The sequence below is a fragment of the Paraburkholderia sp. J94 genome, assembly GCF_905220285.1.
Lineage (GTDB): Bacteria > Pseudomonadota > Gammaproteobacteria > Burkholderiales > Burkholderiaceae > Paraburkholderia > Paraburkholderia tropica_A.
Map to the genome: position 1 here is coordinate 19,834 of NZ_CAJMZH010000027.1, position 14,522 is coordinate 34,355.

Below are 14,522 nucleotides of genomic sequence, written 5' to 3' on the forward strand. Positions count from 1 at the left end.
GCGGACGCAGGCATCGCGCCGCACAAGACATGCGGCAGAACGCGCGGCAGAACGCGCGGCAGAACACGAGGCAAACACGCGGCAAAACACACGACCCGCCGCACGCCCACGGGTGAACCCGCGTTGCCCGCGCGCATTGCGCTGCACTATGCTCGATTCTCCAGAGCCGGATCCGGCCGCCAGCCGTCCGCGCCACCTCGCACGGGAGGAAGCCCCTCATGCACCGTTACCGCGATTTTCACCGCGAGTCGATCGAACAGCCCGACGCGTTCTGGCGCCGCGAAGCCGCGCGCATCCATTGGGAAACGCCGTTCGACGCCGTGCTCGACCGCTCGAATCCGCCCTTCGCGCGCTGGTTCGCGGGCGGCCGCACGAACCTCTGCTTCAACGCCGTCGACCGCCATCTCGCCTCGCGCGCGCAGCAGAACGCGCTCGTGTACGTGTCGACGGAAACCGGCATCGAGCGCCGCTACACCTACGCCGACCTGCACGCCGAAGTGAACCGCATGGCCGCCGTGATGCGCTCGCTCGGCGTGAAGCGCGGCGACCGCGTGCTGATCTATCTGCCGATGATTCCCGAAGCCGTGTTCGCGATGCTCGCCTGTGCGCGGCTGGGCGCGATCCATTCGGTGGTGTTCGGCGGTTTCGCCGCGCCGAGTCTCGCCGCGCGCATCGACGACGCGAAACCCGTGCTGCTCGTGAGCGCCGACGCCGGCGCGCGCGGCGGCAAGGTGATCGACTACACGCCGCTCGTCGACGAAGCGATGTCGCGCGCCGAACACGCGCCGCCGCACGTGCTGCTGATCGACCGCCAGCTCGCGCCCGAACGCCTCGACGCGCCCTATCTCGTGCACTACGAACCGTTGCGCGAGCAATATCACGACGCGCAGATTCCCTGCGAGTGGCTCGAATCGAACGAGCCCTCGTACATCCTCTACACCTCCGGCACCACGTGCAAACCCAAGGGCGTGCAGCGCGACGTGGGCGGCTACGCGGTCGCGCTCGCCGCGTCGATGGAATACATCTTCGAGGGCCGCGCGGGCGACACGATGTTCACCGCCTCGGACATCGGCTGGGTCGTGGGCCACAGCTACATCATCTACGCGCCGCTGCTCGCGGGCATGACCACGGTGATGTACGAAGGCACGCCGATCCGCCCCGACGGCGGCATCTGGTGGCGTCTCGTCGAGCAGCACAAGATCAACCTGATGTTCACCGCGCCCACGGCGATCCGCGTGCTCAAGAAGCAGGACCCGGCGCTGCTGCACGCCGCCGATCTGTCGAGCCTGCGCACGCTCTTTCTCGCGGGCGAACCACTCGACGAGCCGACCGCCGAATGGATTTCGGACGCGCTCGGCAAACCCGTCGTCGACAATTACTGGCAGACCGAAACCGGCTGGCCGATGCTGGCGATCCAGGGCGGCGTGGAAGCGCTGCCGCAGAAGCTCGGTTCGCCGGGCGTGCCCTGCTACGGCTACGACCTCGTGCTGCGCGACGAGCACACCGGCGAGCCCTGCGCGAGCGGCGAAAAAGGCGTGATCACGCTCGGCTATCCACTGCCGCCCGGCTGCATGCAGACGGTCTGGGGCGACGACGCGCGCTTCGTGAAAACCTACTGGGAGAGCGTGCCCGGCCAGCAGGTCTATTCGACCTTCGACTGGGGCGTGCAGGATGAAAACGGCTACGTGACGATCCTCGGACGCACCGACGACGTCATCAACGTGGCGGGCCATCGGCTCGGCACGCGCGAGATCGAAGAGGCGATCTCGTCGCACGCGGCGGTCGCGGAAGTGGCCGTAGTGGGCGTGAACGATACGGTGAAGGGTCAGGCCGCGCTCGCCTTCGTGGTGCTGCGCGACGCGGCGGCGGCGGCCGATCCGAAGGCGGCGGACAAGCTCGCCGCAGCGATCGCGACGACCGTGGACCGCCAGCTCGGCGCGATCGGACGGCCCGCGCGCGTGCATTTCGTTTCGATGCTGCCGAAGACGCGCTCGGGCAAGCTGCTGCGCCGCGCGATCGCGGCGCTCGCCGAAGGGCGCGATCCGGGCGATCTCCCGACTATCGAGGATGCGACGGCGTTACAGCAGATTCGCGAGGCGGTGGGCGAAAGCGGCGAGCGCTGAGCCCGCCGCCGCGAATCAGCGCGCGACGGGCGTGTACGCCGCGAGAAAACGCTTGAGAATCCCGGTCGAATACGTGCCGGCGATATCGGTGAGGAACGACGAGAACGAGGTGCTCGCGTGCTCGTCGGCGGTATCGGAGATCGTGCGCACGATCGCGCACGGCACGTCGTATTCGTGGCAGACCTGGGCGATCGCCGCGCCTTCCATTTCCACCGCCAGCGCGTCGGGCAGCAGCGCACGCAGCGCGCCCACGGCGGCGGCGCTCGCCACGAACTGATCGCCGCTGATCACGAGGCCGCGATGCAGGCCCGGACGCGCGTTCGCGAGGCGCGGCAGCGCGGCGCCGAATTGCGCCGAGAGCGCGTCGCCCTCTTCCGCGATGAAGCGCTCGCACGCGGCGGCCAGCGCATCGGCGAGCGCGCGATCGGCGTCGAAGCGCGAGCGCGCGAGCAGCGGAATCTCGTGACGCGGAAACAGCGGCTCGGCGTTCATGTCGTGTTGCAGCAGCGTTTCGCCGACCACCACGTCGCCTACGTGCACGTTTTCGCCCACGCCGCCCGCCACGCCCGTAAATACGATGGCATCGACGTCGAACGCATGGATCAGCGCGCTCGTCGTGGCCGCGGCCGCCACCTTGCCGACGCGCGCGAGCGTGACGACGCACGGCGCGCCGTGCACGGTGCCGAGGTGGTAATCGCGCTTGCCGAAGGTGCGCGTGACGACGCCCGATTCGGCCTGCATGGCGGCGATCAGGTCGCCGAGTTCCTGGGGCAGCGCGGCGAGCACGCCGAGCGGACGGATGGGAGTGTTCATCGTCGGGAGTGTCCGAAAAAACGTGATGGGCGTGCGCCCTGGCACGCCCTTTTTGCTTGAGCTTTAGTCCACAGCCTGGAGCTTCGCCACCGCCAGCGCGAGCCACTTCTCGCCGTGGCGCTTGAAGCGGACCTGCGCCTTGGCGTCGGTGCCGCTGCCTTCGAGCGCGATGATCGCGCCCTCGCCGAACTTGGTGTGGAACACGGCCTGGCCGACGCGGAAACCCGCATCGGCGGCGCGCTGTTCGTTCGCGTAGGACGGCAGCGGCGTCTTGTCGGCCACATAGGCGTCGCGATCGCGCGAGCCGCCGCCGTTGCCACTATTACCACCACCGTTTCCGCCATTGCCGCCGCGCGAGAACCAGTCGCGGCCCCAGCCTGCGTTATCCGAGCGGCCGCCCCAGCGCGCGCCCGCCTCGACCTTCGGCGTGAGCCACTTGAGCGATTCCTGCGGCAGCTCGTCGAAGAAACGCGAACGCACGTTGTAACGCGTCTGGCCGTGCAGCAGACGGCTCTGCGCAAACGAGATATAGAGCCGCTCCTTCGCGCGCGTGATCGCCACGTACATCAGGCGGCGTTCTTCTTCCAGCCCGTCGGCTTCCATCGCGCTGTTCTCATGCGGGAACAGGCCCTCTTCGAGACCGGTGATGAACACCGCCGTGAATTCCAGGCCCTTCGCCGCGTGCACCGTCATCAGCTGGACGGCATCCTGGCCCGCCTGCGCCTGGTTGTCGCCCGCTTCGAGCGACGCGTGCGAGAGGAAGCCCGCGAGCGGCGTCATGACGTCGGGATTCTGCGCGGGATCGGTGATCGTGGCCGCGTCGAGCACTTCGATTTCGCCGTCCTGCGAAACGATTTCCGGCACGTTGCTCGCGCCCGGACGCAGCGGGATCGAGCGCGCGGGCGTGTCGAGGCCATAACCCGCCTCGCTCACGAACGCGGTGGCCGCATTCACGAGTTCCTGCAAGTTCTCCAGGCGATCCTGACCTTCGCGCTCGGTCTGATAGAACTCGGCGAGACCGCTCATGCGCACCGTGTACTCGACGGTTTCCGGCAGGCTCATCTGCGCGGTTTCGGCGCGCATCTTCGCGACCAGATTGGCGAACGAACCGAGGCTCGTGCCCGCCTTGCCCGTGACGTAGGGAATCGCCGCCGCCATCGAGCAGTTGTAGAGACGCGCCGCGTCGGCCAGTTGCTCGATCGAGCGCGCGCCGATGCCGCGCGTCGGGAAGTTCACGACGCGGGCGAACGCGGTGTCATCGTTCGGATTGTCGATCAGGCGCAGATACGCAAGCGCGTGCTTCACTTCCTGACGCTCGAAGAAGCGCAGGCCGCCATACACCTTGTACGGCACGCCCGCGTTCACGAGCGTGTGCTCGATCGTGCGCGACTGCGCGTTGCTGCGATAGAGAATCGCGATTTCGTGACGCGCGAGCCCCTGATTGATCAGCGCGCGAATCTCCTCGACGATCCAGCCCGCTTCCTGCGAATCGGTGGCCGCCTCGTAGACGCGCACCGGCTCGCCGTGCCCCGCATCGGTGCGCAGGTTCTTGCCCAGACGCCGCGAGTTATGCGAGATCAGATGGTTCGCCGCATCGAGAATATGGCCGTGCGAGCGGTAGTTCTGCTCCAGCTTGATCATGTGCTTCACGCGGAACTCGTTCTCGAAGTCGCGCATGTTGCCGACGTTCGCGCCGCGGAATGCGTAGATCGACTGGTCGTCGTCGCCGACCGCGAAGATCGCGTTGCCCTGACCCGCGAGCAGCTTCAGCCACGCGTACTGGAGCTTGTTGGTGTCCTGGAACTCGTCGACGAGAATGTCGCGGAAACGGCTCTGGTAATGCGCGCGCAGCGGCGGGTTGTACGACAGCAGCTCGTAGCAGCGCAGCAGCAGCTCGGCGAAGTCGACCACGCCTTCGCGCTGGCATTGCTGGTCGTAGGCTTCGTAGAGTTCGACGAACTTGCGGTTGAAGTCGTCGGTGACGTCGACGTCCTTCGGACGCAGGCCCTGCTCTTTCGCGTTGTTGATGAAGTACTGGAGATTCTTCGCCGGGTACTTTTCGTCGTCGACGTTCAGGCCCTTCATCAGGCGCTTGATGGCCGAAAGCTGGTCGGCCGTATCGAGAATCTGGAACGTCTGCGGCAGGCCCGCGTCGCGGTAATGCGCGCGCAGCATGCGATTGCAGAGACCGTGAAAGGTGCCGATCCACATGCCGCGCGTGTCGAGCGGCATCATGGCCTGCAGACGGCTCATCATTTCGCGCGCGGCCTTGTTCGTGAAGGTCACGGCGAGGATGGTCATCGGCGAGGCGAGACCTTGCTGGATCAGCCACGCGATGCGCGTGATGAGCACGCGCGTCTTGCCGCTGCCCGCCCCGGCCAGAATGAGCGCCGGTTCGTTAGGCAGCGTGACGGCGGCGTGTTGTTCGGGGTTCAGGTTCGCGAGCAGTTCGGGCATGGAATAGCGAGGAGTGAGGCGCGCGCGGGGCGACGCGACGGGAAAGCCGGCCGTCATTATAAATCCCACCCGCCTGCGGCGCCCTCCGCGGACCGGAGCGCAAATCAGTGCCGGAATCGGTCACCGCTTCGGTGGCCGCTTCGATGGCCGATTCAGTGCACGCTGCGTTACCCGCTTCGGTGCCTGCGCCCGTGCCCCGTTTCATCGCCGAATCCGGGCCCGAAGCGCGCGCCTGTCACGGCGCGCAACGCCCGCGCCGCCCACCGCCCAGCCCATGCGCGCCACGCAAGCTCTCGATGCGTCGGGGCGGGTGCGGCACTTCCCCTTATAATTGACCGTTTCCGCATCTCTTTTTCGGCAGATTCCACCCATGAGCGACAGCACGCTAGCGAAAAGCTTCGAGCCCCAGACCATCGAGGCCCATTGGGGCCCCGAGTGGGAGCGTCGAGGCTACGCGGCCGCGACCTTCGAGCCCGGCCGCAAGAACTTCTCGATCCAGTTGCCGCCGCCCAACGTCACCGGCACGCTGCACATGGGGCACGCGTTCAACCAGACGATCATGGACGGCCTCACGCGCTTTCACCGCATGCTCGGCGAAAACACGCTGTGGGTCCCCGGCACCGACCACGCGGGCATCGCCACGCAGATCGTGGTCGAGCGCCAGCTCGACGCGCAGAAGGTCTCGCGCCACGACCTCGGCCGCGAGAAGTTCGTCGAACGCGTGTGGGAATGGAAGCAGCAGTCGGGCTCGACCATCACCGGCCAGGTGCGCCGCCTCGGCGCGTCGATCGACTGGTCGCGCGAGTACTTCACGATGGACGACAAGATGTCGGCCGCCGTGCGCGACGTGTTCGTGCGCCTCTACGATCAGGGCCTGATCTATCGCGGCAAGCGCCTCGTGAACTGGGACCCGGTGCTGGGCACCGCCGTCTCCGACCTCGAAGTGGCGAGCGAAGAGGAAAACGGTCATCTGTGGCACATCCGCTATCCGCTCGCGGACGGCTCGGCCACGCTCACCGTCGCCACCACGCGCCCGGAAACCATGCTCGGCGACACGGCCGTGATGGTGCACCCTGAAGACGAACGCTATGCGCACCTGATCGGCAAGCTGGTCAAGCTGCCGCTGACCGGCCGCGAAATCCCCGTGATCGCCGACGACTACGTCGACCGCGAGTTCGGCACGGGCGTCGTGAAGGTCACGCCCGCGCACGACTTCAACGACTATCAGGTCGGCCAGCGTCACGGCCTGCCGATGATCGAGATCCTCACGCTCGACGCGAAGATCAACGACAACGCGCCGGAAAAATATCGCGGCCTCGACCGTTTCGAGGCGCGCAAGCAGGTCGTGGCCGACCTCGAAGCGCTCGGCGCGCTCGAATCGGTGCAGCCGCACAAGCTGATGGTGCCGCGCGGCGACCGCACGGGCGTCGTGCTCGAACCGCTGCTCACCGACCAGTGGTTCGTGGCGATGACCAAGCCGGCGCCGGAAGGCACGTTCAACCCGGGCAAGTCGATCACCGAAACCGCGCTCGACGTGGTGCGCAACGGCCAGATAAAGTTCGTGCCGGAAAACTGGACCACCACGTATAACCAGTGGCTCGAAAACATCCAGGACTGGTGTATCTCGCGTCAGCTCTGGTGGGGCCACCAGATCCCCGCGTGGTACGGCGAAAACGGCGAAATCTTCGTCGCGAAGACCGAGGAAGAAGCCCGCGCGCAGGCCGACGCCAAGGGTTACACGGGCGCGCTCAAGCGCGACGAAGACGTGCTCGACACGTGGTTCTCGTCGGCGCTGGTGCCGTTCTCGTCGCTTGGCTGGCCCGCTGAAACGCCCGAGCTGAAGGCCTTCCTGCCCTCCTCGGTGCTGGTCACGGGCTTCGACATCATCTTCTTCTGGGTGGCGCGCATGGTCATGATGACCACGCACTTCACCGGCCAGGTGCCGTTCGAGACGGTCTACGTGCACGGTCTCGTGCGCGACGCCGAAGGCCAGAAGATGTCGAAGAGCAAAGGCAACACGCTCGACCCGATCGACATCGTCGACGGCATCGACCTCGAAACGCTGGTCGCCAAGCGCACCACGGGTCTGATGAACCCGAAGCAGGCCGCCACCATCGAAAAGAAGACGCGCAAGGAATTCCCGGACGGCATCGCCGCCTACGGCACCGACGCGCTGCGCTTCACGATGGCGTCGATGGCCACGCTCGGCCGCAACGTCAACTTCGACCTGGCGCGCTGCGAGGGCTACCGCAACTTCTGCAACAAGCTCTGGAACGCCACGCGTTTCGTGCTGATGAACTGCGAAGGCCACGACTGCGGCTTCTCGAAGCCCGGCGACTGCCAACCGGGCGATTGCGGCCCGGGCGGCTACACGGACTTCTCGCAGGCCGACCGCTGGATCGTCTCGCAGCTCCAGCGCACGGAAGCCGAAGTCGCGAAGGGTTTCGCCGACTATCGCTTCGACAATGTGGCCAATGCCATTTACAAGTTCGTCTGGGATGAATACTGTGACTGGTATCTGGAACTGGCGAAGGTGCAGATCCAGACCGGCACGCCCGAGCAGCAGCGCGCCACGCGCCGCACGCTGCTGCGCGTGCTGGAAACCGTGCTGCGCCTCGCGCATCCGGTGATTCCGTTCATCACCGAAGCGCTGTGGCAAAAGGTTGCGCCGCTGACCGACGCGTACCCGCAAGGCGCGGCGGAAGGCGAGGCATCGATCATGATGCAGGGCTACCCGCTCGCGGACTCGAAGAAGGTCGACGAAGCCGCCGAGCAATGGGCTGCCGACCTGAAGACCGTGATCGACGCCTGCCGTAACCTGCGCGGCGAGATGAACCTCTCGCCCGCGGTCAAGGTGCCGCTGCTGGCCACGGGCAACGCCGAACGCCTCGCCACGTTTGCGCCTTACGCGCAGGCGCTCGCGAAGCTTTCGGAGGTCCAGATCATCGCCGACGAAGCGGCGCTCGACGCTGCCTCGGCGGGCGCGCCGGTTGCTATCGTAGGAACAGACAAGCTCGTGCTGAAGGTGGAAATCGACGTGGCCGCGGAACGCGAGCGGCTCTCGAAGGAAATCACCCGGCTGTCGAATGAAGTGACGAAGTGCAATGCGAAGCTCGGAAACGAAAGCTTTGTTGCGAAAGCTCCGCCTGCCGTGGTTGAACAGGAGCAGAAACGACTGGCAGAATTCCAGGCCACGCTCGGCAAGCTGACCGCGCAACTCGCGCGGCTGCCTGCCTGAATCGGCTAAGGTGACGGATGGCGGCGCGCGGGCGGCGTCATCCCACCACGACCAGGACTATAGACATGCTAAAAGTAACGAAAGCGGTATTCCCGGTGGCGGGCCTCGGCACGCGCTTCCTTCCGGCGACGAAAGCGAGCCCGAAGGAAATGCTGCCGGTCGTCGACAAGCCGCTGATCCAGTACGCGGTCGAGGAAGCCGTCGCGGCGGGCATCACCGAAATGATCTTCGTGACCGGGCGCAGCAAGCGCGCGATCGAGGACCATTTCGACAAGTCGTATGAGATCGAAGCCGAACTCGAAGCGCGCGGCAAGGAAAAGCTGCTCGAACTGGTTCGCAACATCAAGCCGAACAACGTCGACTGCTTCTACGTGCGCCAGCCGGAAGCGCTCGGTCTCGGTCACGCCGTGCTGTGCGCGGAAAAGCTCGTGGGCGACAACCCGTTCGCCGTGATTCTCGCCGACGACCTGCTGTACGGCACGCCGCCCGTCATGCAGCAGATGGTCGAAGTGTTCGACCACTACCATAGCTCGGTGCTGGGCGTGGAAGAGATCCCGCCCTCGGAAACGCGCTCGTACGGCATCGTCGACGGCAAGGAGTGGGAAGACTCGATCGTCAAGCTGTCGGGCATCGTCGAAAAGCCGGCGCCCGAAGTCGCGCCGTCGAACCTGGGCGTCGTGGGCCGTTACGTGCTGAAGCCGCGCATTTTCGACCACCTCCGCTCGATCAAGCCGGGCGCGGGCGGCGAACTGCAACTGACCGACGCGATCCAGTCGCTGCTCGCCGACGAGCAGGTTCTGGCCTACAAGTATCACGGCACGCGTTTCGACTGCGGCAGCAAGCTCGGCTACCTGAAGGCGACCGTGGAATTCGCGCTGCGTCACCCCGAAGTGGGCGACGACTTCGCCGAATACCTGCGCACGCGTAACCCGGTGCTCGAAGGCTAAACCGCTTTCTTGCCGCGCCGCCGGACAGAAAAAAGCCCGCAATCTCGCGATTGCGGGCTTTTTTTATGCGCCTGGGCGGCGCGTGGACGGCTTAGCGGCGGCGCATCAGGAACACGAACGTCTTGTCCTGCTGCGTGCTCTCCACGATCTCGTTGCCGGTCTGCTTCGCGAACGCGGCGAAATCGCGCTGCGAGCCGGGATCGGTGGCGAGCACCTTGAGAATCTGGCCGCTTTCCATGTCGGCGAGCGCCTTTTTGGCGCGCAGGATCGGCAGCGGGCAGTTCAGCCCGCGTGCATCCACTTCCTTGTGAACCTGAATCTGCATCGGGGTTGCATCCTTCGGTGACGCGCCGCCGAATCTGCTCGCGGCGCTGGCGCTTGTTCTCTGCTTGATGAAACGCGAGCTGACTCGACGTCTCATCAGATAGCGGCGATTTTACCGCAGCAGCGCCCTGCTCCGCTCGCGCACGAACCCCGTGCGATTCAGAGCGTCACCGCCTGCCCCGTATGCAGCGATTCTCGCAGCGCACAACCGATGCGCGTCGCCTCCAGCGCGTCTTCCAGCGTCGCGCCTTCGCTCGCCCCCGCCGCCTCGGCCGTCGCGCCGTTGAGCCGCGCGCGCACCGACGCCACGAACGCCTGCGCCTCGATCAGGAACGCTTCCTCGAAGCGCTCGAAGAACGTGGGCGTACATTCGCTGCGCACGCCGAGCGCGTCGTAAATCTCGACACGGTTGCTGCGCGGCAGATGACCGATGGCCAACGCGCCCGCAGTGCCGATCACCTCGCTCGACGTATCGTTGCCGTGCGCCATCGTGCGCGAGGCATAGAACATCGCCAGCTTGCCGCCTTCGAATTCGCAGATCGCGACGCCGTTGTCGACATCGCCGAATTCGCGCAAACCGTCGTGCAGCGCGATCGCGCCCGCCGCATAGACGCGCGTGGCGCGCGGCTTGCCGAGCAGCCAGCGCGCGACGTCGATATCGTGCACCGTACAGTCGAGAAAGATGCCGCCCGACGTGGGCGCGAAACGCACGAAGAAGCCATCGGGATCGTTGAGATCGCAGTTCTGCGAGCGCACCAGAAACGGCTTGCCGATCTTGCCCGCGCGCACTTTATCGAACGCGTCGTGATAGCTCGGATCGAACCGGCGCATGAAGCCGATCATGACCTGCTGCCCCGCATGGCGGCGCGCCTCTTCGACCACGCGCTCGCATTCGGCGACGTCGAGCGAGAGCGGCTTTTCGCAGAACACATGCTTGCCCGCGCGCAACGCGTCGACGATCTGCTGCGCGTGCAGCGACGACGGCGTGACCAGCCAGACCGCGTCGATTTCGCTATCGGCGAGCAACTGCGCGTAGTCGGCGTAAAGCCGTGCTTCGGGCAGCGTCTCGCGCGCCCACGCGAGGTCGTCGTCGAGCGGACTGCATGCCGCCGTCAGCACCGCGCCCGGCACGCGGTACGCGAGGTTCTGCGCATGTCGCCGTCCGAGCCGCCCCAGTCCCACCACGCCCACGCGCAACGGCCGGGCACGATCGTTTGCCTGCATAGTCCGTCTCCTGAACAATAATTCGTAATCCTTGCTATTTGAAAGACGCCGCGATGCAACCGCGACGTCCATCACACTGCATCAACGCATCGTGAAAGCCTCAAGCGCCCACTTTCACCACACGCCCTTCTCGCCACGAAAGCGCCGCCGCTTCCGCGAGTTCGAGCGCCTTGAGCCCATCGGCGACCGTCGTGCGCACGGGCTTGCCCTGCGTGACCGCCTCGTGGAAGTGCGCCATTTCGCTCGCATACGCGGCGCGATAGCGCTCCAGGAAAAACGCCTCGGGCACGTCCTGCGCCACCGAGGTCTTCGACCACGCCACCACTTCGGTCGGCTTGATGTTGCCCGCCTGCAGCATGCCGTCGCTGCCGAGCACTTCGAAGCGCTGGTCATAGCCGTAGGCCGCGCGCCGCGCCGTGTTGATCTGGCAAAGACGGCCGCGCTTCGTGCGGATCGTCACGGCGGTCGAGTCGATATCGCCCGCTTCGGCGATGGCCGGATCGGAGAGACAACTGCCCGTCGCGTGCACGGTGTCGGCTTCGTCGTCGAGAATCCAGCGGAAGATGTCGAAGTCGTGGATCAGCATGTCCTTGAAGATGCCGCCCGAATGCTTGATGTACTCCACGGGCGGCGCGCCCGGATCGCGGCTCGTCACCACCAGCATTTCCGGCGTGCCGATCTCGCCCGCGTCGAGACGCTGCTTGAGCGCCGCGAACGTGGGATCGTAGCGGCGCTGAAAGCCGATCATCGCGACCACGCCCGCGCGCGCCACGGCGTCGGCGCATTCGCGCGCGCGGCCAATCGCGAGATCGACGGGCTTCTCGCAGAAGATATGCTTGCCCGCCGCCGCCGAGCGCATGATCAGTTCGGAGTGCGTATCGGTCGACGAGCAGATCACCGTCGCGCCGATCGACGCATCGCCGAACGCTTCGTCGATACCGGCCACCTGCGCGCCATGCTGCGCCGCGAGCGCCTGGGCCGCCTCGCGGTTCACGTCGATCACGTACTTCAGGCGCACGCCGGGCTGGCGCGCGAGATTCGCCGCGTGAATGCGGCCGATGCGTCCCGCGCCGAAAACCGCTACATCCAACGCCTTGCCTGCTGCTCCACTAGTCATCGTATCCTCCGGTGTCGGTCGATTCTTCTACGTTGAGTTCGAGCCGGTACGCAAGCGCCACGAACAGCGCCTGGCACAGGCAAAACGTGCTGGTCAGCGAGCGGAACGCGAACGCGCTCCCCTCCTTCACATAAAGTTGCGCATCCGCGTGACGCGCGAGTGGCGACAGCTGGCTGTCGGTGATCACGAGCGTTTTCGCCTGATGCTGCTGCGCCACGCGCAGGCAGTACTGCGTTTCCTTGCCGTACGGCGCGAAGCTGATGGCGATCACCACGTCGCCCTTCTTCACGCTGCGGATCTGCTCGTGATACATGCCGCCGAGCCCCGAGACGAGATGCACGCGTTTGCGCGTGTGCTGCAGCGCATAGACGATGTAGCTCGCCACCGCGAACGAGCGGCGCACGCCGATCACGTAGATGTTGTCGGCGTGTTCGAGCATGCGCACGGCGGCGTCGAACTGCGCGTCGTCGAGACCCGCTTCGAGTTCGTCGAGACCGCTGCGGCACGCGCCGATGAACTCGCGCGCCACCGCGCCGCCCAGCGCCGGATCGGTCTTGCCGTCGTTCTCGTCGATCAGCTGGCGAATGCGCTGCTGATAGGTCGTGGGCGAGCCGCCCTGGCCCGCATACGCCTGACGAAACACCGCCTGCAGATCGGAGAAACCCGAAAAACCGAAGCGCTGCGCAAAGCGCACCACCGCCGAGGGATGCACGCCGCAGCTCGCGGCGATGTCGCTCGTGCGGTCCATCATCACGCTCGCGCGGTTCTGTTCAATGTAAGTCGCGACGTTCTTCAACTGTCGCGGCAGCGCTTCGTAGTCGTGCGCGATGCGCTGCATCAATTCGTCGACGCCTGCTACGGCGTCGCTTGTCTCGTCGGCCATGATCGTTTTTTCCCCTGGCTTGCCGCAGTGCCGCAAAACCCTTGCTGGGCGGGCGTTTGAGGGCAAGCCAACGGAGCCGATTATAGGCACGCCTCCTCATGAATGGAACAGATTTTCCATTTTTATTTGCAATGAAATTTCTGTTGCAACGGCTCGGACGATCGCCTAATCTTGTCCATGAGCAACGTGTCGACGCGCAATTCAGACAAGCACCGCGCTCACCTCAAAAACGAACGACAGACCGAGAAAGGTGGAGACAATGACGCAACGCAAGGGCAAGACCATGCTCCGACGTTTAGCCGCGGCGCTCGCGCTGGCAGCGGGACTGAGCGGCTTGAGCGCAGTGGGCGCACAAACGGCGCAGGCCGCCGACGCGCACTTCGTGCTGATCAGCCACGCGCCGGATTCGGACTCGTGGTGGAACGTGATCAAGAACGCCATCAAGCAGGCCGACGAAGACTTCAACGTCGAGACCGACTACCGCAATCCGCCCAACGGCGACATCGCCGACATGGCGCGCCTGATCGAACAGGCGGCGGCGCGCAACTACGACGGCGTCATCACCACCATCGCCGACTTCGACGTGCTCAAAAGCTCCATCGGCAAGGTCACGGCCAAGAAGATCCCGCTCGTGACGATCAACTCGGGCACCGAGGAACAAAGCGCGCAACTGGGCGCGATCATGCACGTGGGCCAGCCCGAATACGTGGCGGGCCACGCGGCCGGCGAAAAGGCCAAGGCCGCGGGCGTGAAGTCCTTCCTCTGCGTGAACCACATCGCCACCAATACCGTTTCGTTCGACCGCTGCCGCGGCTTCGCGGACGCCATCGGCGTCGACTACAAGACCTCGACGATCGACTCGGGCCAGGACCCGACGGAAATCCAGTCGAAGGTCAGCGCGTATCTGCGCAACCATCCGAACACGGGCGCGATTCTCACGCTCGGTCCGGTGCCGGCCGCCGCCACGCTCAAGGCGGTTCAGCAGATGGGCCTCGCGGGCAAGATCTACTTCTGCACCTTCGACTTCTCGGATGAGATCGCCAAGGCGATCCGCGCGGGCACGATCCAGTTCGCCATCGACCAGCAGCCGTATCTGCAGGGCTACATTCCGGTGGCCGTGCTCGCGATCGTGAAGAAGGACCACACGACCGATCCGGCGAAGATCCGCCAGATCCTCGAAGCGAATCCCAAGTTCAAGCAGCGCCTCGACACCTACGGTCTGCAACCGTCCTATGGCCCGAAGAACATTCGCTCGGGTCCGGGCTTCATCACCAAGGAGAATCTGGACAAGGTTGTGAAGTACGCGGGTCAGTACCGCTGATCCGTCAGGTCATTTCGTCAGCCACGCGCGGCGGCGGTTCGCTACACGCGATACCGACTCGCCTCTCGCCAGCCT

Annotated in this window: 10 protein-coding genes; 4 read left to right on the top strand and 6 right to left on the bottom strand. The window is 65.6% G+C overall.

Features of this window, described 5'->3' with window-relative positions:
* Nucleotides 1-218: 218 nt before the first annotated feature.
* Nucleotides 219-2,123, top strand: coding sequence for a propionate--CoA ligase (locus tag U4Y88_RS36260; protein WP_321789761.1), 1,905 nt, complete (start codon nucleotides 219-221; stop codon nucleotides 2,121-2,123).
* Nucleotides 2,124-2,138: 15 nt separating this feature from the next.
* Here the strand turns inward: U4Y88_RS36260 and U4Y88_RS36265 are convergent, their stop codons facing one another.
* Both U4Y88_RS36265 and U4Y88_RS36270 read right to left on the bottom strand, forming a co-directional pair.
* A complete protein-coding gene (locus tag U4Y88_RS36265) occupies nucleotides 2,139-2,936 on the bottom strand; it encodes a 5'-methylthioadenosine/adenosylhomocysteine nucleosidase (RefSeq protein ID WP_224012543.1) in 798 nt (265 codons plus the stop codon).
* Between the two features lie 63 nt (nucleotides 2,937-2,999).
* Nucleotides 3,000-5,393, bottom strand: a complete 2,394-nt coding sequence (locus U4Y88_RS36270; protein WP_224012542.1) for a UvrD-helicase domain-containing protein — start codon at nucleotides 5,391-5,393, stop codon at nucleotides 3,000-3,002.
* Nucleotides 5,394-5,763: 370 nt separating this feature from the next.
* Between U4Y88_RS36270 and U4Y88_RS36275 the strand changes: the two genes are divergently transcribed.
* Both U4Y88_RS36275 and galU read left to right on the top strand, forming a co-directional pair.
* Nucleotides 5,764-8,631 (top strand): valine--tRNA ligase, encoded by a 2,868-nt coding sequence (locus U4Y88_RS36275; protein ID WP_224012541.1) that lies wholly within the window; start codon nucleotides 5,764-5,766, stop codon nucleotides 8,629-8,631.
* Nucleotides 8,632-8,696: 65 nt separating this feature from the next.
* Nucleotides 8,697-9,578 carry a UTP--glucose-1-phosphate uridylyltransferase GalU gene (gene galU, locus U4Y88_RS36280; RefSeq protein ID WP_065065871.1) on the top strand — a complete coding sequence of 294 codons (882 nt, stop codon included), beginning with the start codon at nucleotides 8,697-8,699 and terminating at the stop codon, nucleotides 9,576-9,578.
* 91 nt (nucleotides 9,579-9,669) lie between these two features.
* Here the strand turns inward: galU and U4Y88_RS36285 are convergent, their stop codons facing one another.
* The 4 genes from U4Y88_RS36285 to U4Y88_RS36300 all read right to left on the bottom strand — a co-directional run bounded on the left by U4Y88_RS36285 (nucleotide 9,670) and on the right by U4Y88_RS36300 (nucleotide 13,126).
* Nucleotides 9,670-9,897 carry a sulfurtransferase TusA family protein gene (locus U4Y88_RS36285; protein WP_027815106.1) on the bottom strand — a complete coding sequence of 76 codons (228 nt, stop codon included), beginning with the start codon at nucleotides 9,895-9,897 and terminating at the stop codon, nucleotides 9,670-9,672.
* A gap of 164 nt (nucleotides 9,898-10,061) precedes the next feature.
* Nucleotides 10,062-11,126, bottom strand: coding sequence for a Gfo/Idh/MocA family oxidoreductase (locus tag U4Y88_RS36290; RefSeq protein WP_321789763.1), 1,065 nt, complete (start codon nucleotides 11,124-11,126; stop codon nucleotides 10,062-10,064).
* Nucleotides 11,127-11,226: 100 nt separating this feature from the next.
* Nucleotides 11,227-12,243 (bottom strand): inositol 2-dehydrogenase, encoded by a 1,017-nt coding sequence (gene iolG / locus U4Y88_RS36295; RefSeq protein ID WP_224012539.1) that lies wholly within the window; start codon nucleotides 12,241-12,243, stop codon nucleotides 11,227-11,229.
* Nucleotides 12,236-13,126 (bottom strand): MurR/RpiR family transcriptional regulator, encoded by an 891-nt coding sequence (locus tag U4Y88_RS36300; RefSeq protein ID WP_224012538.1) that lies wholly within the window; start codon nucleotides 13,124-13,126, stop codon nucleotides 12,236-12,238. The genes iolG and U4Y88_RS36300 overlap by 8 nt, the downstream gene beginning before the upstream one ends.
* 259 nt (nucleotides 13,127-13,385) lie before the next feature.
* Here U4Y88_RS36300 and U4Y88_RS36305 point away from each other — a divergent pair, with 259 nt between their 5' ends.
* On the top strand, nucleotides 13,386-14,447 hold the full coding sequence (locus U4Y88_RS36305; protein WP_310629876.1) for a sugar ABC transporter substrate-binding protein: 1,062 nt from the start codon (nucleotides 13,386-13,388) through the stop codon (nucleotides 14,445-14,447).
* The last annotated feature ends 75 nt before the right edge of the window (nucleotides 14,448-14,522 follow it).

Bases quoted from the DNA above. Each gene is read 5' to 3' on its own strand.
- U4Y88_RS36305 (WP_310629876.1), top strand. From the start codon at position 13,386: ATGACGCAACGCAAGGGCAAGACCATGCTCCGACGTTTAGCCGCGGCG.
- U4Y88_RS36260 (WP_321789761.1), top strand. From the start codon at position 219: ATGCACCGTTACCGCGATTTTCACCGCGAGTCGATCGAACAGCCCGAC.
- U4Y88_RS36270 (WP_224012542.1), bottom strand. From the start codon at position 5,393: ATGCCCGAACTGCTCGCGAACCTGAACCCCGAACAACACGCCGCCGTC.
- U4Y88_RS36290 (WP_321789763.1), bottom strand. From the start codon at position 11,126: ATGCAGGCAAACGATCGTGCCCGGCCGTTGCGCGTGGGCGTGGTGGGA.
- galU (WP_065065871.1), top strand. From the start codon at position 8,697: ATGCTAAAAGTAACGAAAGCGGTATTCCCGGTGGCGGGCCTCGGCACG.
- U4Y88_RS36300 (WP_224012538.1), bottom strand. From the start codon at position 13,126: ATGGCCGACGAGACAAGCGACGCCGTAGCAGGCGTCGACGAATTGATG.
- U4Y88_RS36265 (WP_224012543.1), bottom strand. From the start codon at position 2,936: ATGAACACTCCCATCCGTCCGCTCGGCGTGCTCGCCGCGCTGCCCCAG.
- iolG (WP_224012539.1), bottom strand. From the start codon at position 12,243: ATGACTAGTGGAGCAGCAGGCAAGGCGTTGGATGTAGCGGTTTTCGGC.
- U4Y88_RS36275 (WP_224012541.1), top strand. From the start codon at position 5,764: ATGAGCGACAGCACGCTAGCGAAAAGCTTCGAGCCCCAGACCATCGAG.